This window comes from Laspinema olomoucense D3b (genome assembly GCF_025370785.1).
Taxonomy (GTDB): Bacteria; Cyanobacteriota; Cyanobacteriia; order Cyanobacteriales; family Laspinemataceae; genus Laspinema; species Laspinema olomoucense.
Genome location: NZ_JAMXFA010000050.1, coordinates 1 through 21,291, shown reverse-complemented (window position 1 = coordinate 21,291; position 21,291 = coordinate 1). Strand labels below are relative to the sequence as shown.

At 48.0% G+C, this 21,291-nt stretch carries 18 protein-coding genes; 6 read left to right on the top strand and 12 right to left on the bottom strand.

What is annotated here, in order from left to right; all coding sequences use genetic code 11:
* Positions 1 to 260 precede the first annotated feature (260 nt).
* Positions 261 to 869, bottom strand: a complete 609-nt coding sequence (locus NG792_RS25405; RefSeq protein WP_261237244.1) for a Uma2 family endonuclease — start codon at positions 867 to 869, stop codon at positions 261 to 263.
* Positions 870 to 1,210: 341 nt separating this feature from the next.
* Here NG792_RS25405 and NG792_RS25400 point away from each other — a divergent pair, with 341 nt between their 5' ends.
* The 4 genes from NG792_RS25400 (at position 1,211) to NG792_RS25385 (ending at position 6,188) form a co-directional block, all read left to right on the top strand.
* Positions 1,211 to 2,458: a DegT/DnrJ/EryC1/StrS family aminotransferase gene (locus NG792_RS25400; RefSeq protein ID WP_261237243.1), complete on the top strand. Its 1,248-nt coding sequence runs from the start codon at positions 1,211 to 1,213 to the stop codon at positions 2,456 to 2,458.
* Between the two features lie 45 nt (positions 2,459 to 2,503).
* The gene (locus tag NG792_RS25395) at positions 2,504 to 2,629 is read left to right on the top strand and encodes a hypothetical protein (protein ID WP_261237241.1); all 126 of its coding nucleotides are present in this window, start codon (positions 2,504 to 2,506) and stop codon (positions 2,627 to 2,629) included.
* Between the two features lie 67 nt (positions 2,630 to 2,696).
* Positions 2,697 to 2,984, top strand: a complete 288-nt coding sequence (locus NG792_RS25390) for a DUF2470 domain-containing protein (protein WP_261198604.1) — start codon at positions 2,697 to 2,699, stop codon at positions 2,982 to 2,984.
* Positions 2,985 to 3,275: 291 nt separating this feature from the next.
* A complete protein-coding gene (locus NG792_RS25385) occupies positions 3,276 to 6,188 on the top strand; it encodes an MASE1 domain-containing protein (RefSeq protein WP_261237240.1) in 2,913 nt (970 codons plus the stop codon).
* Between the two features lie 300 nt (positions 6,189 to 6,488).
* On the opposite strand, the gene mnmE is transcribed toward NG792_RS25385, so the two are convergent.
* On the bottom strand, positions 6,489 to 7,871 hold the full coding sequence (mnmE, locus tag NG792_RS25380; protein WP_261198602.1) for a tRNA uridine-5-carboxymethylaminomethyl(34) synthesis GTPase MnmE: 1,383 nt from the start codon (positions 7,869 to 7,871) through the stop codon (positions 6,489 to 6,491).
* A 173-nt stretch (positions 7,872 to 8,044) separates the two neighbouring features.
* Between mnmE and NG792_RS25375 the strand changes: the two genes are divergently transcribed.
* Positions 8,045 to 8,614, top strand: a complete 570-nt coding sequence (locus NG792_RS25375) for a DUF2062 domain-containing protein (protein WP_261237239.1) — start codon at positions 8,045 to 8,047, stop codon at positions 8,612 to 8,614.
* 11 nt (positions 8,615 to 8,625) lie between these two features.
* Here the strand turns inward: NG792_RS25375 and NG792_RS25370 are convergent, their stop codons facing one another.
* The 9 genes from NG792_RS25370 to cpcD/petH all read right to left on the bottom strand — a co-directional run bounded on the left by NG792_RS25370 (position 8,626) and on the right by cpcD/petH (position 18,659).
* Positions 8,626 to 9,162 (bottom strand): Uma2 family endonuclease, encoded by a 537-nt coding sequence (locus NG792_RS25370; RefSeq protein WP_261198600.1) that lies wholly within the window; start codon positions 9,160 to 9,162, stop codon positions 8,626 to 8,628.
* 66 nt (positions 9,163 to 9,228) lie between these two features.
* Entirely contained in the window at positions 9,229 to 10,821 is a 1,593-nt protein-coding gene (locus NG792_RS25365; protein ID WP_261237238.1) for a trypsin-like peptidase domain-containing protein, read from the bottom strand.
* An 11-nt stretch (positions 10,822 to 10,832) separates the two neighbouring features.
* A complete protein-coding gene (locus NG792_RS25360) occupies positions 10,833 to 12,752 on the bottom strand; it encodes an S-layer homology domain-containing protein (RefSeq protein ID WP_261237237.1) in 1,920 nt (639 codons plus the stop codon).
* A 249-nt stretch (positions 12,753 to 13,001) separates the two neighbouring features.
* Entirely contained in the window at positions 13,002 to 13,772 is a 771-nt protein-coding gene (locus tag NG792_RS25355) for a class I SAM-dependent methyltransferase (RefSeq protein ID WP_261237236.1), read from the bottom strand.
* A 435-nt stretch (positions 13,773 to 14,207) separates the two neighbouring features.
* On the bottom strand, positions 14,208 to 15,524 hold the full coding sequence (locus NG792_RS25350) for a homoserine dehydrogenase (protein ID WP_261237235.1): 1,317 nt from the start codon (positions 15,522 to 15,524) through the stop codon (positions 14,208 to 14,210).
* Positions 15,525 to 15,793: 269 nt separating this feature from the next.
* Positions 15,794 to 16,171 (bottom strand): type II toxin-antitoxin system VapC family toxin, encoded by a 378-nt coding sequence (locus tag NG792_RS25345; protein ID WP_261237234.1) that lies wholly within the window; start codon positions 16,169 to 16,171, stop codon positions 15,794 to 15,796.
* The gene (locus NG792_RS25340) at positions 16,158 to 16,394 is read right to left on the bottom strand and encodes a type II toxin-antitoxin system Phd/YefM family antitoxin (RefSeq protein WP_261198594.1); all 237 of its coding nucleotides are present in this window, start codon (positions 16,392 to 16,394) and stop codon (positions 16,158 to 16,160) included. The genes NG792_RS25345 and NG792_RS25340 overlap by 14 nt, the downstream gene beginning before the upstream one ends.
* Positions 16,395 to 16,459: 65 nt before the next feature.
* On the bottom strand, positions 16,460 to 17,224 hold the full coding sequence (locus NG792_RS25335) for a Uma2 family endonuclease (RefSeq protein WP_261237233.1): 765 nt from the start codon (positions 17,222 to 17,224) through the stop codon (positions 16,460 to 16,462).
* Positions 17,225 to 17,441: 217 nt separating this feature from the next.
* A complete protein-coding gene (cpcD/petH, locus tag NG792_RS25330) occupies positions 17,442 to 18,659 on the bottom strand; it encodes a bifunctional rod-capping linker CpcD/ferredoxin--NADP reductase PetH (protein WP_261237232.1) in 1,218 nt (405 codons plus the stop codon).
* 575 nt (positions 18,660 to 19,234) lie between these two features.
* Between cpcD/petH and NG792_RS25325 the strand changes: the two genes are divergently transcribed.
* Positions 19,235 to 20,239 (top strand): phosphoribulokinase, encoded by a 1,005-nt coding sequence (locus NG792_RS25325; protein ID WP_261198591.1) that lies wholly within the window; start codon positions 19,235 to 19,237, stop codon positions 20,237 to 20,239.
* A gap of 162 nt (positions 20,240 to 20,401) precedes the next feature.
* On the opposite strand, the gene NG792_RS25320 is transcribed toward NG792_RS25325, so the two are convergent.
* Positions 20,402 to 21,076, bottom strand: coding sequence for a class I SAM-dependent methyltransferase (locus NG792_RS25320; RefSeq protein ID WP_261198590.1), 675 nt, complete (start codon positions 21,074 to 21,076; stop codon positions 20,402 to 20,404).
* Positions 21,077 to 21,291: the final 215 nt, after the last annotated feature.

Genomic DNA, 21,291 nt, shown 5'->3' with positions numbered 1-21,291 from the left:
GGCGAGTGTTGGGTCAAATCAACCGGACTGAGGTGCAACCTTTGCCGCCATTGAGGGCGATCGCTCTCAAGAATAGTCAAAAATCGTTAGATTCCAAGGGAACTCCCTAAAATAAAATCTCCAAAAAACCCGCACCCTGTTCGCGTAGCGTTCCGTAAGGAAAGGGTGGGTCTATACGGACAAAGCCTGCCTACGCAGGCTACAAGAGTAAAGCATTTGGATGATTTATTTGTTGGAATACCCCACTTAATCCCATGTCTTTACTCAATCCCAAGATTTGTATCGCCTTTCAACTCCACATCTTCATAAATCAACTCCAAAGCACACCGAAAATCCAGACTGGTTAATTCTAATTGGCAAGCCGCTAAATCCTCTTCATTTTCAGGAAAAGTCGTTAACTCCCACTTGCGCGCCGCATTTTTTGTATAACGATCAATTCTGATCTGAGTGGCATCAATTAATACATATTCCTCAAAGGTGGGAATTTGGCGATAAAACTGAAACTTCTGGCCATAATCAAATGCCCCTGTACTGGGTGAAAGCACTTCAACAATGAGCCGAGGATAATGAATCGCTTCAATGGCCCGGCGATCGCGCTCATCACAACTCACCACCACATCCGGATAAAAATACGGCCCCTGCTCAGAAACCTTAACCTTCACATCAGAAACATTAACACGGCAACCCTTCCCACGAATATGAGAGCGCAGTAAGCTATACAAATTCAAAGCAATATCATTATGGGGTAACGTCGATCCGGCCATCGCGTAAACCTTGCCATCAATATACTCATGCTTAATCGGTTGCTCTGCCTCCCAAGCCAGATACTCCGCCACCGTCATTCCAGAAGATTTAACGTTTGCAATCATGATTCATCTGCTCCATGAACAGCAATTGATCTATCATAATCTTAATTCTACAGTACGGTCTGTGATAGGAAATCAACAGCCCAACGAAAAACCCCTGGGGGGGGAACCCACTTAAAGAAGCTAAAATATTCTTAGACTTTTGAGTTTGGCGGTATCAAAACCACTTGCCTCAAGGAGCAAATTTAATCTCCAGTCTGCTGTTAGGCGGTGGTTTTAACCACTGCCGGTTGCTTCTTCAGGACCGATCGCGTTAAAGCGGTGGTTTTAACGATTGGCGGCCCAGTGTCACTTAGGGAGCGATCGCGCTAGAGTAATCAGTTAAAGTTCAAGAGATTACTCAAATGTGGTCCCGGAAACGTTTTGATATTGATTATAGTGATTTAATTTATGGCCTGGGTGCAGCATTGACGGTGGAGAATTCGCAGCGTCAGGAGTTGCAAAAGAAGCTGGAAGACTGGTGGATTTCTGACTCGACTGGGGAGGCAATCGCCTGTTTATCCGTGCGTTCTGGATGGGATTTGCTGCTGCAAGGGTTGCAATTGCCTCCCGGGAGTGAAGTGGCAATGAGTGCATTGACCATTCCCGATATGGTGACGATTGTCCGTCATCATGGGTTGGTCCCGGTGCCGATTGATTTGGACCCCAGGACGATGGCACCGGATCCGGCTAGTTTGGATCGGGCAGTTGGTCCCCGAACTCGGGTGATTATTATCGCCCATTTGTTTGGGGGTCGGGTGGATTTAGCGCCGATTTTAGCAGCGCGCGATCGCGTTGGGGCGATTTTGGTGGAAGACTGTGCGCAGGCATTCACCCCGGGATTTCGGGGTCATCCCGATGCGGATGTGAGTTGTTTTAGTTTTGGCAATATTAAGTTTGCCACGGCCCTGGGTGGGGCGTTATTGCGCCTGCGTGACCCCCAACTCGCGGACAGTCTCCGGCAAATCCAATCGACTTACCCAGTCCAGGATTCCCGGAATTACACCAGTCGATTGCTGAAATATCTGGGCCTCAAAACCCTCTCCAGTCGCGCCGGATTTACGGCATTGATCTGGGGATGTCGTCGCTTGGGAATTGATTACGATCGCCTCCTGAATCAGTCAGTCAAGGGGTTTCCCCAGGATGAGTTGATCTCGCGTCTGCGTCATCAACCTTGTGCGCCTCTGTTAGCGTTACTTCGTCATCGCTTGCAGGGTTATACCGAGGAACGGTTAGCGGCACAAACTCACCGGGGTCAGCGCCTGATCCAGTTGTTGCAGGAGTATTGTCCCCAGATTGGGGTTCCGGGTGTTGCTGCTTCGCCTAATCTGCACTGGGTTGTCCCAATTTTGGCCGAGGACCCGGAAATTGCGATCGCCACTCTTGCCAATGCAGGTTTTGACGCAACTCAGGGGAATAGTATGACGGTAGTGGATCCGCCGGAAACTCACCAGGAAAGGGAACCGCGCAATACCCGTGAGATGTTCCAGCATTTGCTCTATCTCCCTTGCTATCCGGCAATGGATGATACAACGCTGGTCTCTATGGCACAGGCGTTACGGCCCATTTTTTCTCCCTCCCTGTCCCAGTTTTCGAGGATGAGTTCGCCATAGTCGGCATCGTATCCTAAAGTGCTTAATTTTATCCCTCTTTTTGATATGAACCCAAAAAAACCATCGGTTCTCCGCTCTTTTTTCAGTTTGTCCTTGTTTGTGATTCTGGCGATCGCGGTAGGGCTGTTAACGGCTAATTTTGTTTTTGCTTTAATAGAAAAGCTGGGATAATTGTTTCTAAATTAAGGGATAATTAATCTCAGGTTGACTGGAAATTATCGGATCAGGAGTTTAAACGATGGCGGATCTTATTTCGGCTCAAGTGAGCGATCGCATCTGCAAGCACATGAACGAAGACCATGCAGATTCGGTGCTGCTGTATGCTCAAATCTTTGGGGAGGTTCCCGATGCGACCTCAGCAACTCTGCTGGCGATCGACCCCCTGGGGATGAACCTCACGGCGGAAATCGGGGAAAAATCCCTGCCGGTTCGGGTGACCTTTGACCATGCCCTCGTCGATTCTGAAGACGCTCACCACACCTTAATTGCGATGGTGAAACAGGCAAGGCAAGCAAAAGCTGTATAACAGAAAAACGGTGATTTTTTCTGATTTTTGTCGGGGAAATTCACGACCCGACAAAAATCAGCATTAGAGGGAAAGCAAGTCCCCCGAGATGGTTTCCTCGGACATCGGTACAGTCAGGGTGAGAAACCGGGTTTTTTTGGCTCAGAGGTAGAGAATTTCTCAATCCGCAATTCATAATCATCTGACTGGTTAATAGGTTCAGATTTTACCCATAAATTTTCAGGTTACTTCATTCCGTCTCAATCCCGTAGCTATTCTATCGTTCTGCTACTTTTTAACCCGGTAGGAATTATGATATCAAATTCAGGAATAAAAGTGTCGGCATCCTTAACCAAAAGGGAGACAACCTTCGTCCAAATCCTCATCGTGGCAGTCACCTATTTTCTAATTTCTGAGGTGGGGGCAGTCTTCCTAGCCCTCCCAGAAGGTGGAAGCCCGGTCTGGCCGGGGTCGGGGATTGCTTTAGCCTCAGTTTTATTAATGGGATACCCAATTGCAATTGGGGTGTTTATAGGAAATCTCATTGTCAATTTTAATCAGACCGCTTGGGGCTTTGCGGATCTAGTGATGAATTTTAGCTTTACCCTCGGCAACACCCTAGAAACCCTATCTGCCGCCTATTTTATCCATAAATTTTCAGTGAATTTTAGGCTATTTTCCCGAGGTAAAGATGTCATCTATTTTGTAGTCTTTGCGGGATTAATTAGCCCCATATTCAGTGCAACTTTTGGAGTGACCACGATTTTGCTAGTCGGTCGAATTTCTTGGGACACTTATCTCGGCCTCTGGGGTACTTGGTGGATAGGAGATGTGGTAGGAATCCTGGTTTTTGCCCCGGTTTTGTTAGTCTTCGGGCAGGGATTTAACGAGTTTTGCCAAAAAGTGAAACAACGATGGATGGAAGGGATGGTTTTTGTATTTATCACCCTGGTAATTTGTCAAATTACTTTCATTAAAGGCTACCCTATCGAATATATGTTGTTGCCTTTATTGGTCTGGGTGGTCTTTCGGTTTGGACAATGGGCAGCAACTTTGTTATTATTAATTGGGTCAGTGATGGCCATTTTTGCCACTGCCAATGATTCGGGACCTTTTATCCGCACAAATCTCACGGAATCGTTAATCCTGTTACAATCTTTTGTGGGGGTCTTTTCCCTGACAACGTTAACCCTGTCGGCGGTGATTTGTGAAAATGAACAAGCAAAGCAACGACTGGAAACGGCTAATATTCAATTACAACATCTCGATCGCCTCAAAGATGAATTTCTAGCGAATACATCCCATGAGTTGCGAACGCCGCTTAATGGCATTATTGGCATTGCCGAATCCCTGATTGATGGTGCAACGGGAGAATTACCCCTGACCACTCGCGCCAATTTAGCGATGATTTCCTCAAGTGGTCGTCGGTTATCGAATTTAGTCAATGATTTGCTGGACTTTTCCAAACTCAAACACAAAACCCTAGACTTACAACTCAAACCCATAGACTTGCGATCCTTGGTGGAAATTGTGTTGACCCTCAGTTTACCCTTAGTCGGACATAAAAACCTGAGATTGGTGAATAATATTTCCTTAGATTTACCAGCGGTTACAGCGGATGAAAATCGCTTGCAACAAATTCTCCATAATTTGATAGGAAATGCTATTAAATTCACCGAAACTGGAACAATAGAAATTTCTGCCCAGCGACTATCGGGGGATAATTCTTTGGAAAACCTTTCCTCGTTTTCTCAAGTTGAAATTACCATTACCGATACAGGGATTGGGATTGCTGAGGATAAATTAGAGCGAATTTTTGAATCTTTTGAACAAGCAGAAGGGTCTACGGGGAGACTGTATGGGGGAACGGGAGTGGGATTGGCGATCGCCAAACAATTAGTTGAATTACATGGCGGCCAAATTGGGGTGAAATCTCGCCTGGGAGAAGGGTCAAAATTCAGCTTTACTTTGCCCCTTTCGGGAGAAAAAGCCGAAAATCCCTCGGAAACTTTGCCCTTACTCAAACAGTTTGTTACAGCGGATTTAAACCCCGAACCCTTGGAACCTCGGGTGATTGCCTCTCATCACGGGTCAGCCAAACTGTTAATTGTAGATGATGAACCCATTAACCTCCAGGTTTTGGTCAATATGCTCTCCTTGCAAAATTATACCCTAATTCAAGCTAAAAATGGCATCGATGCCTTAGAAATCCTCAATAAAGGCTTTAAACCCGACCTAGTTTTGCTCGATGTAATGATGCCAAAAATGACCGGATATGAAGTCACCCAAAAAATTCGCGAAACCTGGCACGCATCGGAACTCCCGGTATTATTATTAACCGCTAAAAATCAATTGTCCGACTTAGTGGCAGGATTTGAGGCAGGTGCTAATGATTATCTAACAAAACCTGTAGAAAAAGATGAATTATTAGCCCGGATTAAAACCCATTTGAATCTACTTCGCCTGAAAAATGAAAATGTCCGATTGGTGGCGGAATTAGAAGTCACTCGTCAGCAGCAACAAATGCTCTTACCCAGTGCCGAAGAGTTGCAATTGATTGAGGATTTAGAGATTGCCGCTTTTATGGAACCCGCAACGGAAGTGGGGGGAGATTACTATGATGTGATTAAACATCAAGGTGGGGTAAAAATTGGCATTGGAGATGTGACGGGACATGGGTTAGAAAGCGGGGTATTAATGATTATGGTGCAAATGGCTGTCCGCACTCTCCTCCAAAGTGATATTCGCAATTCGGTGCATTTTTTGACCCTCCTCAATTTAGCCGTCTATGGCAATTTGCAACGGATGAAGTCCGAAAAAAATATGTCCCTGATGTTACTAGATTATCACCAGGGCCAACTGGTGGTCAGTGGACAACATGAAGATATTATCCTAGTGCGGTCCGGGGGTCAAGTGGAGTTAATCGATACGGTTGATTTAGGCTTTCCTGTGGGGTTAGTGGAAGATATTGGAGAGTTTGTGGCTGAAATGGTGATTGAATTAAACCCCAATGATGTGGCGATCGTCTATACCGATGGGATTACCGAAGCAGAAAATATCGAGGGAGTGCAATATGGGTTACACCGCCTGACGGAACTGGCGGGTCAACAACAAGGGCGATCGGCTACAGAAATTCTTGAGGTTATTTTAGCAGATGTCCGGAAATTTATGGGGGAACAAAAGGTTTATGATGATATTACTTTGTTGGTTTTGAAGCAGAAATAAGGGTAAAAATTCCCGCACCCTAAAGGGTCTGACTACACAGACAAAGCCTGCCTACGCAGGCTAAGAGCATAATAACAATGCTAAATAATGTAGAGGCGATTCGCGAATCGCCTCTACATTATTTACCGTTTAAATTTAAAGATTTCTTTTAGCCCGCGTAGGCGGGCTTTGTTCGGGTAGCCTCACCCTTCAGGGTGCAACTTTCAACCCCGGAAATGGTTAAGTTTATAGCTATGTTTAGCCCGCGCAGGCGGGCTTTGTTCGTGGAGCCAGACCCTTTAGGGTGTGGGCAGGTCTAATTTATTTACCAATACAAAACCGGCTGAAAATTCGGTCTAAAACAGATTCGGTCACCTCTTCTCCGGTGATTTCTCCTAATGCTTGAATTGCGCCTCGGAGGTCGATGGTCCAGAAATCTAGGGGTAACAGTTGGTCAATGGTGGTTTGGACTTGTTCTAAAGCGGTTTGCGCGCGGGTTAAGGCAGCGGCTTGGCGTTGATTAATGGCAAAATCCAGATTTTCTGCTTGCAAATTTCCGGCATTAACTGCGTTTAAAATGGCGGTTTCTAAGGCTTCGATACCTTGTTGATGGGCGGCAGCGGTTTTAACGGTTTGGCGGATATTTTCTAGGGGAGGTAAGGGGGGAATGTGTTCAACTAAATCAATTTTATTGAAAATGACGATAATGGGTTTATGGTTAACTTGTTGATAAATCTCCTGTTCGTCTGGAGTCCAACCGGCTTGGGCATCGAGGGTTAATAAGACTAAATCGGCAGATTGGGCAGCCTGTCGCGATCGCTCAACGCCGATTTTTTCCACCGTGTCTTCGGTGGCGCGAATGCCTGCGGTATCGAGGACCTGGACTGGAATTCCCTGGACAACTAACTGGGATTCCACAACATCTCGCGTCGTACCCGGGAGGTTTGTCACAATGGCGCGATCGCTACGACTCCAAGCATTCAATAAACTCGATTTCCCCACATTAGGACGCCCGACAATGGCAACTTTTAATCCCATCCTCAACAGTTCCCCTTGACTGGCGGTTCCTAAAATTTTCTCCACTTCTTTAATAATTCCTTGAATAGATTGAATGATTTCCGGTTCATTCAACGGGGGTAAATCTTCTTCAAAATCGATGCGGGCTTCAATTTCTGCCAGAATATCTAAACATTGGGTGCGTAATTGGCGAATGGGATGGGCTAATTTACCTTGCAATCCTGCTAAAGCCGCTTGAGATGCAGCGGGAGATTGGGCACCGACTAAATCTGCCACACTTTCGGCTTGGGTTAAGTCTAATCGTCCATTTAAAAATGCCCGGAGGGTAAATTCTCCCGGTTGTGCTAATCTAGCCCCGAGTTCTAAACAGAGTTGTAAGACTTGTTGAACCGGAATGATGCCACCATGACAATGAAATTCGACCACATCCTCGCGGGTGAAGGACCGGGGGGATTTCATCAGCAACAAGAGGGCTTCATCGACGATTTGCTGGGTTTTGGGGTGACGAATCGTCCCATAGAGGATGCGGTGGGTTTCCCAGGGTTGGGATCCGGGCGCATGAAAGAGGGTTTGGGCGATCGCCACTGCCTGAGATCCCGACAGGCGCACAATCCCGATACTCCCTTGCTGTGGGACAATCGCTGTGGCGATCGCCGCTATCGTCTCCCGTTGAGTCACCCGATCCATGATTTCATACCTTATGACTACTACTTTATTATCCCTCGCGATCGTCAATCTCCCCCCTAGGACGAGGAAATTAGGCTAAAATATCCGTCATAATCTCAAGCTAAAGACTCATTTATAAAATTCTCAGGGGACAATCCCATTACACAACTTAGTCCATTATTCTAGGTAAAACAATGTTAGATAAACAGCCTTTGCATCTTCACTCCCACAGGACCCGAATCAATCGCTTCCGTTCAGATTCTCTGTTGTTTAAACCTAAACGTCCCCAGAGTCGATGGCATCGTTTCTGGCGTTACTATTTCTGGCGTTTAGTCCGGCAAAAGGGCACTCCGGAATTCCTCGCTAGAGGGTTGGCAGCGGGGGTATTTGCTGGATTGTTCCCTTTATTTGGAGTGCAAACGATTCTCGGGGTGGCTTTAGCCATGCTGTTGCGTGGTAATAAATGGATGGCTGTCGTGGGAACCTGGATCAGCAATCCCTTAACCTCTGGACCGATATTTTTGCTCAATTTTCAGGTGGGTCAATGGCTGCTGCAATCTCATGAAGTTTTTGATATGGAACGCCTAAAGTCCACGACAGCCTTACTTGAAGTTGGGGCGGACTTTGTATTTATTCTCTTCGTAGGCTGTCTGGTGATGGCGACTCTGAGTGCATTTTTAAGCTACTTTTTAGGAATTAAACTGATTCGCCGTTGGCGGACTCTTCACCGGGGTTGGCGTCGCCGACACCATTCGGGACAGTAACATTGATGCTATTACCAAACATCCTCATAAAGGGTGGCCATATCAATTCGCAGATTCAGGCTAGTTAACTGGATTTGGTCTTTACCCTGATAACTATATAATTCCCATCGTCCCCTTTCATTGCGCCGAAAAAGCTCTACCCTGGAGCGATTTTGATTGATTAAAATATATTCTTTTAAACTTTCAATTTGTCGATAATCGGCAAATTTATCTCCTCGGTCGAATGCTTCAGTAGACTTAGATAGCACTTCTACAATTAAGCAGGGGTAGCGAATAAAGGAGTCAGTTAAAGGGCAGTCCCGGGGGTCACAAGTCACGGTTAAATCAGGATAATAGAAAACATCTACCGGGTCTATTCTAACTTTGATATCTTGCACCAAGGCATGACATTCCGTTCCTCGGACCTGCTTTCTGAGGAGGGTTGCCAAGTTCAAGGTAATCATGTTATGAGCTGGGGTAGATGCTGACATGGGATAGACTTCCCCACGAATGTATTCGCGACGAATGGGGCTGATTTCTTCTCCTGCGAAATACTCTTCCAAAGTCATGTCAATTTTCCTGGGATTACTAGAAATGGGTGGAAGTTTTTAACCTTGAATCAATCGGTATTTTTATTAGGGAAATTGCCAAATTCGCAAGGTATCCCCGCCTAAAATCAGGGTGCGATCGCCACTTAATGCCAAGGTTTTCGCCGACCCATCAATGGTCCGCAGGAGAGTTCCCTCGGCGATATTCCAGATTTTTGTACCATCTTCACTGGTAGACACGATCGCCTCTCCTTCCGGGGTAAAGGCCAAATCATACACATAGCATAAATCACAATGAGCGACAATCGTGCGCTGGCGAATCCCCCGTTCCCGGTTCCAGAGTCGAATCTCTCGATAGGTTCCCCCCGCAATGGTTTGACCATCGGGACTGATAGCAACAGATTCCACAATAAATCCCGGTTCTCCTGCTTCCAGGGTATGCACTAAGTTACCATTGAGCAAGTTCCACACTTTCACGGTGTTATCCAGATGACCGCTAACTAATGTGCGACTGTCCGGACTGATGGCGATCGCATTCGCCTCCCCGGACTCAGGCAAGGTCAAAACCAAGCGTCCGGTGTTGATATCCCACAGTTCAATCCCTTGATTACTGCCGGTAATTAAAGTTTGTCCATTGCCAGTAATCGCCACCGAGGTAATCGGATTGGAAGGCGATCGCGTGATGGTATTGGCAATTTGTCCCGTTCGCAAATTCCAAATTATCGCCTGACCCTGTTGATCACCACTGACTAAAATCTGTTTATTCGGACTAATCGCCAGGGAATTTACCTCACTATTATGTCCCGACAAGGTATATATCAACTGACTTGACTGCCAATCCCATAACTGAATTTGATTGTATCCGCCATCGGTTGCCAGGAGACTGCCATCGGGACTCAAGGCGATCGCCCGGGGTTGGGTTGCCGGTTGAATCATATTAGAAAGGAGAGAACCCCGCCATCCCAAATTTAACCCCACTGTAGGCGCTAATCGCAAAAAATTACTCACCGCGATCGCCGAACTTGCCGTCACCGACTCCGGATTAAACCGACCCTGAATGCCAATCAACCGACCCCAGCGGTCCACCACCGGACCTCCACTCCCAGCGGATTGCAAAGCACTATTATACAGCAAATCGTACCCATCCGAGAGATTCATTCCCGCCGTAGACACTAAATTGCCCGCCGCGAACAACGTCGTCTGGGGTTGGGTGGCAACGGTGAGATAAATTTGCGAATCCGAGGGTTCGGCCAACTGCGCTACCGGATAGGTTTCAGAACTGGTAAACTGTAAGACAGCTAAATCCACCAGAGGCAGCATAATCACCCCGGAAGGACTAACCGAATACCGTCGGCCATTGCTGGTCACCACTTGATAGGGACCGGACCCAGAAACCACCGTCTTTGTCGTCAGAACAGTATAAACATTCCCCTGACGATGGACGATCGCCCCCGAACCCGACGTCGGACCCGCAATAAACACCGTCATATCCTTGGCGATCGCCGTCACCTCCTCAATTGCCAGAGGCGGATTAAACAGCGAAGAATCCGACGCCGACGCCTGCAACCCCCACCCCTCAAATCTTCCCAAAACCGGAACCGGACCCAATCCCCCAGAAGCGATCGCCATTCCCACCATCATTCCCGCCATCCGTGAAAATCTGTGAAATCCGTGGTTCATTCTTCCATCCCTTAAGGCATCCGCCATATTTTAATATCCCAACCCCCACCCACCAACGTTTGACCATCAGGAGTTAAGGCGATCGCCGCTGCCGCTGTGGGGAAAAAGTGCAACAACGCCCCGGTTCTCACATCCCAAACCCGAATCGCATTGATGTCCCCTTCTTGAACCGTTCCCACCAGAGTTTCCCCATCATTGCTAAAGGCGACTTCAAAAAAGGTCGCCTCTGGATTGCGGGCGATCGTGCGCAGTAAATCTCCATTGGCGATATTCCACAAGCGAATCGTTCCCTCTCCACCTGTTGCCAAAGTCTGACCATTGGGACTAAAAGCAAGGGTTCTGACGGCCTTAATATCCGCAGAAATAGTCCGAATTAACTCCCCAGTTTGGAGATTCCAGAGGCGAACCAGTCCATCCTCACTACTGCTGGCGGCAATTCGACCATCAGAACTCACCGCCACATCCAACATCGCCGCTGTGCGATTTTCCAGGGTCCGCAAGACTTCCCCCGTATTCAAATCCCAGAGTTTCACGGTGCGATCGCGACTGCTGCTGATTGCGGTATTCCCATCCGGGGCGATCGCCAATCCTGTCACTTCGCTGGTATGTCCCGTGAGGGTTTGAGTCAAAGTCCCAGTTCTGACATCCCAAATCTTAATTTCTCCATCACCACCGCCACTAATGGCCCGTTGTCCATTGGGGGCGATCGCCAAGGCCCCGACTCTCCCCCGATGTCCCTCTAGGGTACGAATCCGGTCCCCCGTTCTCAGGTCCCAGAGATTGATCGGGGCCAAATCCGCCCCGCGATGTCCACTTGCCATGATAAATCCTTGACCATCAATGGCAAGTTCCAAGGCATCCATTGAGGCGGAAATGGACTCACATTGCCGGGTTCCGGTGGTATCGGTGACGCATTGTTCTACCTGGGAATCCGGGGTGATTCCCGTGGGTTGGAAGTTCAAAACATTGGTCAAAACAGCAGTTTGCCACCGTTGATTCCCAGCAGCGATCGGCGTCGGAGGGGTTGGAGGCGTTGCCGTTGGTGTTTCTACAGATGGTGTTTCTACAGGTGGTGTTTCTACAGGTGGTGTTTCTGCGGTTGGTGTTTCTGCGGTTGGTGTTTCTGCGGTTGGTGTTTCTGCGGTTGGTGTTTCTGCGGTGGCGATCGCCTCCGGTGACGCCACATACTGTTGTGGGACTAAAGCAATGGCACTAATATCTTCCTGGACTTGACAAATCATCGATGCCAACTCACCCCGGGAGATAGGTTCCGTGGGTTTTAAAGTCCGAGGATCGGGGTAATTCACCACCAAACGGTTTTGAATCCCTGCGGCGATCGGCCCTCGGGCATATTCGGGAATCTCTTCCCAATCCACCAGAGATGCCTCGATCGTCTCTAACCCATCCTCCGGCGATTTGTAGCGCAAACCTGTGGTTAACAAGGCGATCGCCTGCCAACGGGGAATCACCTGAGTTGGGTTAAAAGTGCGCCCGGAATAAGGAGAGATAAACCCTCGGCGGTAAGCATCCTGGACAATTTCCCGCCCCCAATAATCCGTCGGAATATCAATAAATTCAACGGGATCCCGAACAGGTTCAACATTCGGGAACGCTTGGCGAACCACCGAGGCGAACTCCACCCGCTGGATCGGGTCCTCCGGGCGAAACGTCTCAGAGGAGAACACGGAGAGAATATCTCGTTCTGCGAGGTTTTCAATACAAGTCCGTGCCCAATGGTTCGTAAGATCCGTATAGGTAGATTGGGCATCTGCCGAGTCCATCATTCCCAGCGGCAGCATCAACCCGAACACCACCCTTAACACCCGCATTGGATCCTGGGGGCGTAACCGTAGAGTTACAGGTGTCTCCCCAAGGGCCACACCCAGTCCCCGAAAAAATCTTGGTCCCTGGAATTTCTGCCAACCCTTCATCACCTAAACTCCTATCACCGTAACAAATAGAATAGACTGTACTAGCCGAGTCTCGTCTGTGCGATCGCAACGATTTTAGTGAATTGTAGAGGAAAAACAGACTAGCCCCCAATCCCCTGCCCAAAATCCTTGCTTATAACTAAGAATCACGGATTGAGGATTAATTCCCGATTATCCAGCACCCCGCCCACCCCCGATGGTCCCCAAGGCGGGGATTTCCCGGGGCCCCCTTCATCCCCCCACAACGGACTAAGGTTTACCCATTAACAGGATATCTTGAACACTTAAAAAGTCTTCTCGTCCACACCAAGACCCGTAATAGAGGGGTGAATTCACTCTCAATCCACCTTGTTCGGCCAATGCCACAAAAAACCGTTCTTCATAAGCAACTGCTGACTCGGGAAATCTTTTATCTGCCAGTCGATAGTTCTCAAAAATTTCTGGCAATTCCAGGGTGCTCAGACCGGATTCTAAGCAGGATAATGACTTTTCATTTAATAAAAAAGCGGTGACTAAGGTCCGCCCTCCTGGTTTAAGCACGCGGTAAATTTCTTTCAAATAGTTTTCCAACCCATCGGGCAGAATATGAGTAAATACCGAAGTTAGAAAGACAAAATCAAAGTGGTTATCTGAATAAGGAAATCGATAGTTACTCGCCTCCTCTGATCCAGTGGGATTGTAATATTGATTGTACAAATCGGCCCGTTGAAACTGAAAATTCGGATAGCGGGTGGAAATTACGGATTGACACCAGGTGATTCCGGATTCAACAATATCAAATCCTTCATAACTGCCGCGATCGCTCAAATACTGCGTCAGAGGAACCGCCATCCGTCCCACACCACAGCCCACATCAAGCACCGCTTCATCGGGCTGTAAACCCGCTATTTCTATAAAATAACGAAAAAATTCCGTCCCGATCGCCTTAAAACTTCCCCCCACCGATAACCGCAGTTCCTTGGGCGGAAGCAACTCATCTGGAATGATTATTTCTGGAACAGAGGGTTGAGAATTTAGCATAGGATTTAGGGGTAAAAATTAGAGTGAATTATCTAGTTTTGGATGAGTCGCAACACCCGGCGGGGTTTGAACCCCCGCCTAACAGAATCAAGTCGGTTTCAACCGACTGAAAAAAAAGCCTGATCGCGTGATATTTTTAGTCGGTAAAAAACCAGCGGTTATTGCAAACAGTGTAAGATGGGGTGTATCTGAGTTAGCCAACCACCACCCCGCCCTACGGGCACCCCTCCAGAGGAGGGGAATTTTTCCCATTCCCCTCCTCTGGAGGGGTGGCAGGCGAAGCCTGACGGGGTGGTTCAGGCTTTGGAGGGGTAGGTGTGGGATCAATACTCGCAACAGTGAGATGCACCCGTAAGATGTCAGTTAAAATCGACTAAGCGTCTGATCGCGTGATGTTTTTAGTCGGTTAAAACCCCGCCGGTTTCTATCAACTAATTAAAGAACGCGCAATAGACTAGGAATGGAGACGATCGCCGCCAGATTGCGAATTTCAGCTAAGGCATGATTAAAATTGCCCTCTTTCACATCATGGGTAACCACCACAATTTCTGCATGATTTTCACGCATTCCAATCTGAACCACAGATTCGAGACTGACGCCATTTTTGCCAAAAATTGTCCCCAATTCGCCGATGACCCCGGGACTATCCTGAGTCAAAAACCGGGCATAAAAGCGCGTCACCACATCGTCCATCGGGGCGATCGCACAGTAATGTTGATGAGAACAGCTTAACAAGGGATGAGGTATCGGTTCCGTTTCCGTTTTCAACACTGCCGCCACATTTAAAATATCCGCAACCACGGCGCTTGCTGTGGGACCTGCACCGGCCCCTCGTCCATAAAACATCACCTGTCCGATGGGGTCCCCTTCCACAAAAATAGCGTTATAAACCCCATTCACATTTGCCAAAGGATGTTGTTTGGGGACCAATGTCGGATGAACTCTCAACTGTAGGCGATCTTCAACATCGGTTTGAGTTTGAGGAGTAGGACCTTCTTCCCGCTTGGCGATCGCCAGCAACTTAATCACAAACCCCAGTTTTTCGGCATAAGCGATATCTTCTGCACTAACTTGACGAATCCCTTCGGCGTAAACTTGTTCACGCTTAATTCGTCCCCCAAATGCCAAGGATGCCAGAATCGCGATTTTATCGGCGGCATCCAATCCATCCACATCTGCCGTGGGGTCCGCTTCTGCATAACCCAATTTTTGAGCATCCGCGAGCACCGCCTCAAAATCCGCCCCTTCCAGTTGCATCCGGGTGAGAATGTAGTTCGTAGTGCCATTAACGATACCCATCACCCCTTGGATGCGGTTGCTTCCCAAAGACTGCTTCAGGGGTTGAATCACGGGGATACCGCCTCCCACTGCCGCCTCCAACATGACATAGACGCCTTTTTCATTGGCGGCAGTGAAGATTTCCGCGCCATGTAAGGCGATCGCCGCTTTGTTGGCAGTGACAACGTGTTTTCCCGAGGCGATCGCCTTCAACATCAGCGATCGCGCCGGTTCCAACCCGCCAATCAACTCCACCACAATATCAATCTCAGGATCCGTGACGATTGACTCTAAATCCGTGGTTAAAATATCCGCAGGAAGCTCTATATCCCGGGGTTTATCCAGCGATCGCACCCCCACCCGAGCAATTTCCAACTCCTGCAACAACGGATGACGTCCTGCGGAGTCTAGCAAGATCTGCGCCGTTCCCGCGCCCACCGTTCCCAATCCCAGTAAACCAATTTTGAAATTCACAATTCTAATCCATAACCGACTAACTTACCATTTTTACAGGGATTTGGCCCTCAAGTCGCCTGAATCCCTCCAAAAAATTGGCGATCGGTCCTGTTAGACACCCATCCGAGATAAAACCTCCAAGTTCAACCCTCCAGTTCAACGTCCCGACTTCAGTCGTTTCTTCCCCATCCAACGCCCCCTCTCCCCAGTCCATCCATACCGCAGCAGCAAAACTGAGAAAGGTCTTTACCTCAACCAAACTAACTCAACAAAACCTAGAAATGTCATTATTCCCATTTTGCTTGAGCATAGTTAGCTAAAATCTTGGTATCTTTTGTCAGTAAAATATTCCCATTGAGGGCTGCCTGAGCCACAATGAGGCGATCAAAGGGATCACGAGTCCAATCTAATCCCAGGCTATAACCAATCACTTGATTAAAATCTTCTTGACAAATCCTCAAACCAATGAGATGACTCAAATCAGCAATAATCTGGTCAGGGAGTTCGCCAATTCGTCTTATTTCATAGAGATATTTTAACTCCAAACGTACCATCGGTGAAATATAGGGAGTCTGAGCATTAATCAAAGACTTCGCTAAGTCACTGAATTGGTCTGTTAATCCTCCAGAGAGCCAAACTACGACATGAGTATCAAGGTAGATCAAGATTAACCTCCTGCTCCCAATTGATATCAACCAGAGTATCAGGATCGCCTAAAATAACATGGGGACGATATACCAATTTATCTAACTTGTCTAAGGGTTCTACGGGAATGATACGAAGCCGTTTCCCTCCGCGTTCAATCTCCAGAGGGATCCCGGTTCTTAAAATTTCATCGAGCAAATTGTCAAGATTCCCGCTTAGTTCTTGGGGGGTAATACTTTTCATTTTTTCTCCTCAACAATTTTTGGTATTTATTTTCTGGTGAAACAGCGCCTCTAACCTAACTCCCCCTAAACTGCATCCGGATCTATCCCCATGTCTCGCAAGCGTTGGGCAAGGCGATCGGCCCGTTGACGTTCCTCTTCAGCCCGTTGACGTTCCTCTTCAGCCCGTTGGCGTTCCTCTTCGGCCCGTTGTTCTAGCTGTTTTCGTTCAGCCTGTTCTTCGCGGATTAAATCGGTCACCAGCGGAGGAGAAAAGATGCGATTTACAGGTAAAATAAAGTCAGGAAACTGCACCGAATGAAGCTCTTGTCCGGGCAAAAATTCTAAATCTTCGTACCCCTTGTCATTGTTGGGGTTAAAACAAACTTGGATTTTCGACTTATTCGGGTCTACAATCCAATATTCTGGAATATTGATTAGAGCATATTCTGCCCTTTTGCGGATATAATCTTCCCGCCAATTATCGCTCGTGACTTCTACAACAATCACGGGTTTTTCATCAAAATTAAAGGCCCCCGCACCTTTGCGGTTACAAATTCGGTCCGCAAGTTCGACAGAACAGACTAACACATCAGGAATCCTAGAGGTATTGTCTTCGGTTCGGACTCCAGTCACCTCCATCGCCACTAAGGGTAAATCGTGAGTCACAAAATAACGCTGAAATTGGGCGGTTAAGAAATTGCAAATTCGGGTGTGCAATCCTGTGGGTGTTGGCATTTCAATCAGTTTCCCCCGGTATAATTCATACATCACATCAGGTTTCCCCTGATAGTACAAATATTCTTCAAAAGTCAAAGTCGGGGTAGAAATATCAGTTTGTAGTTGTGTCATATCCCGGTTCCCCATCAATATATTATTCCTATTATAACGCCCATTTCATCAGCCGTTTGTCATCATTCCCACCCAATCCCCCATCCACCCCATCCCCCAGGACAAATGACCAATGACCAATGACCAATCCCCCCCAAACAAGAAGGGGAGGCCCATAAAAGACCTCCCCCTCATGCACAGATGAAGTAGAAACTAAGCAGCGATCGCCCAGTAAACCTTAGTAGGTTTCCACGTGCCAGCGATGTTCTTTTTTGAGTTGTTTTTGATAGTCAAACCAATCCACCCCTTGCTTGGAGGTAACCGCAGACATCCCTTCATCAATGCCGCCTTCCATACCTTTCAAACCGCAAATGTAGGTATGAGCATTCGGTTTTTGCAGCAGGTTCCAGATTTCTTCGGCGTTTTCTGCAATCCGGTCTTGGATGTACATCTTACCGCCTTGAGCATTCTGTTCTTCCCGGCTGATAGCGTAGGTCAAGCGGAAGTTATCCGGGAACTCAGCTTGTAACTTTTCTAACTCTTCTTTGTACAGAATATTGGCACTGTAGGGGATACCGAAGAACAACCAGGCCAAACCTTTGAACTTGTAGTCTTCATGTTGTTCCTTGAACATCCGCCATAAGAAAGCCCGGAAGGGAGCAATCCCGGTCCCGGTTGCCATCATAATGACCGTGGCTTCTTCATCGTCAGGGAGCAACATTTCCTTACCCACTGGACCGGTGATGGCGACATCATCTCCAGGCTTCAAATGGCACAGGAAAGACGAGCAAACACCCTTAACAGTTTCGTTAGTTTCTGGATGCTTGTAAACTAATTCACGGACGCACAGAGAGACGGTTTTATCATCTTCATGGTCGCCATGACGAGTCGAAGCGATCGAGTACAAACGCAGTTTATGAGGTTTGCCTTTTTGGTCTTCTCCAGGTGGAATAATCCCGATACTTTGACCTTCTAAATAGCGTAAATCCCCACCGGAAAGGTCGAAGGTTAAGTGTTGAACGATCCCACTGCCGCCTTCTCTGACGAGGGGTTCATTGCTAACGCACTTACCAATATAGGGATCTTTGGGCTTGTAGATATTAACAGGAATATCGTCGGTTTTTGCCTTTTTCGCCTTGGTTTCAGTCATTGGCTTGCTGGGTTGAGCTTCCTTCTGGGTCTGCTCTTGACTGACGGTGGGGGTGGTGTGACCGTTTGTCCCTTCTTCGCCCAAAGGACGAATGCTGACAATTTGTCCACCCATCCGCGTGATCCGGCGCATTTCTTGGTTCATGCGGTTGTACGGTACCGTAATAAAGGTACTGCCACTGCGACGAATTGGGTTAGTGGTCGAATCACTCTCGTCAGTTTGGCGCAGACCCACTACTTCATATACGAAAAAGCGGTTACCAGATTCTGTATTCACTGTAACGCCTGCTGCGCTGGGATTGTACATAATGTTAATGGCTCCAAATCAAAGAACTGTTTTCCGGCAAGGGGTTGAGAGGTTCGGTGCGGCTGACTCTGAAAGCCAGTTGCAGATTCTATGAAATCTGCGATCGCCCACTCTCCTCCCGTTGTCCGGTCATGATTATCCCTTTATCCTGGCGATGAAGGGATCTTTAAAAAGACTATTACTAGATTACAGCCCGATGTCCCCGTACTGACCTTGTGCCGAAGAAAGCAAGGTTTCCTACTTCCATCGAGGGGATAACTTTTATGTCCCAAGTCCCTGGATGCCCCTCTCTTCAGAGTAGGGACATCCAGGGACTTGATCCCGGGACACTGAAGGTAGGGGCATCCAGGGGCTAAAACTCGGATAAAAAAACTTTTGACAATTGTCCAAAATCATGCGATATAAGGCTTAGGGCGAATCATGATCCCCGATCGCCCGCCTGTTCTGGAAGAGGAGGATTGACTCAATTGAGGAAAGTTACACGCTATATGTCAAGATAGAATCAATTTTATTGTCTTTTAATACGCAATAAACCGTAGCATAGGTACAAAGAGCAAGATCGATAGAGGGAATCTATGACCAGTAAGCCGGATAGCGTGGTTCTAATTGGTGTTGCCGGAGACTCCGGATGCGGCAAATCGACATTCCTGCACCGACTAAAAGACCTATTTGGAGAAGAACTGATGACGGTCATCTGCTTGGATGACTATCACAGTTTAGACCGCAAACAGCGGAAAGAGCATGGGGTCACAGCGCTTGACCCAAGAGCGAATAACTTTGACTTGATGTATGAACAAGTCAAAGCCCTAAAGAACGGGCAGGCGGTTGACAAGCCCATCTATAACCACGAAACTGGCATGATCGATCCACCTGAACGGGTGGAACCGAATCACATTATCGTGATTGAGGGGCTGCATCCCATTTATGATGAGCGGGTTCGCTCCCTGCTCGATTTCAGCGTCTACCTCGATATCAGTGATGAGGTGAAGATTGCCTGGAAAATTCAACGGGACATGGCAGAACGCGGTCACCGTTATGAAGATGTTTTAGCATCGATTAACTCCCGTCGTCCTGACTTTAGCGCCTATATTGAACCGCAAAAAGCTCATGCTGATGTGGTCATCCGGGTGTTACCGACGAACTTAATCCCCGATGACAAAGAACGGAAGGTTCTGCGGGTGCAGATGATCCAACGGTACGGGGTGCATGGCATGGATCCGGTTTATCTGTTTGATGAGGGTTCGACGATTAATTGGACGCCTTGTGGACGTAAACTCACCTGTTCCTACCCAGGGATCAAAATGGCCTACGGACCGGATGCTTTTGAAGGTCATGAAGTCTCGATTTTAGAAGTAGATGGTCAGTTCGAGAATTTAGAGGAGATGATCTATATCGAAAGTCACCTCAGTAACACCTCTACTAAGTTTTACGGGGAATTGACCGAACTGTTGCTCCAGCACCCCACCTATCCGGGTTCTAACAATGGCACGGGTCTGTTCCAAGTGCTCACGGGTCTGAAGATGCGGGCCGCTTACGAGCGCTTAACTTCCAAGGAAGCCAAAATAGCAGCAAAGGTGTAATCGTTGCTTGTTTGAAATTCCAACTCATTGATCAACGCGAGAGGCTAGGATTAGCATCTCGCGTTTTTTTTGGGGATTTAGTAGGGTGGCAGTCAGCGCCTTCCTCGGTGGAAAATCAACCAATTTTAAGAGGTCGGTAGAGGATGAGTTAAATGGGACTCATTACGATCGCCGATATTCCACCCGCAGTTGTTTGATGGTATTATCCCCTTCAAAAAATTCCTGCCGCTGGATTTCTACGAGTCCCCAGTTCTCAAATTCGGCGAGGTCTCGGTCAGAAAGGGGCCAGGGCGGACCCTCTGGTTCGCTGTGGTTGTCGCGATGGCGGGTGATGATTAGGAGGCTTCCCCCTGGAGCCACTAACGCCGCGATCGCCTCGATGATTTGCGATCGCACGCTGAGGGGTAAGGCTTGAATATTCCGAGAGTCTTCGACTAAATCAAACTGGCCCCGCCATGCTGGATCTAAATTAAAGAAGTCCGCAACGGAGTAATTCACCGGGGAATCGGGAAATCGTTGGCGACACCAGGCGATCGCGGTGGGGGAAATATCAAAGGCAGTCACCTCAAATCCTCGGGCGGCTAAGGTTTCCGCATCATCCCCCAATCCACATCCGGTAACTAAGGCAGAATGACCCTTTCCAGAAACTGGGCGATCGCTCACCCAACTTTCCAGGACCGGATGGGGGGTCAATTTTGCCCAAGGCACTTGTCCCGCATCCCCTTGGGCTTCGGTATATAAAATATCAAACCATGCCGAGGGGTCCGATTGTGCCAGGGATTGATTTGCTAATTTCTGGACTTTTTCCCGCAGGGTCTGAGGTTGTTGTTCAAACATGAGGCTGGTTTTTTAAAGGTGAACTGAGGAGGCACGGTAGGGCGACTCCTCAGCAGGGACTTTAAGTTTAGTATCTCCTAAAGGGAGATGGGGAGGATGGGGGAGATGGGGAGGATGGGGAGGATGGGGAAGAAACGACCCTATCTCCCGTCTCTCCCCTATCTCCCGTCTCTCCCCTATCTCCCGTCTCTCCCCTATCTCCCGTCTCTCCCCTA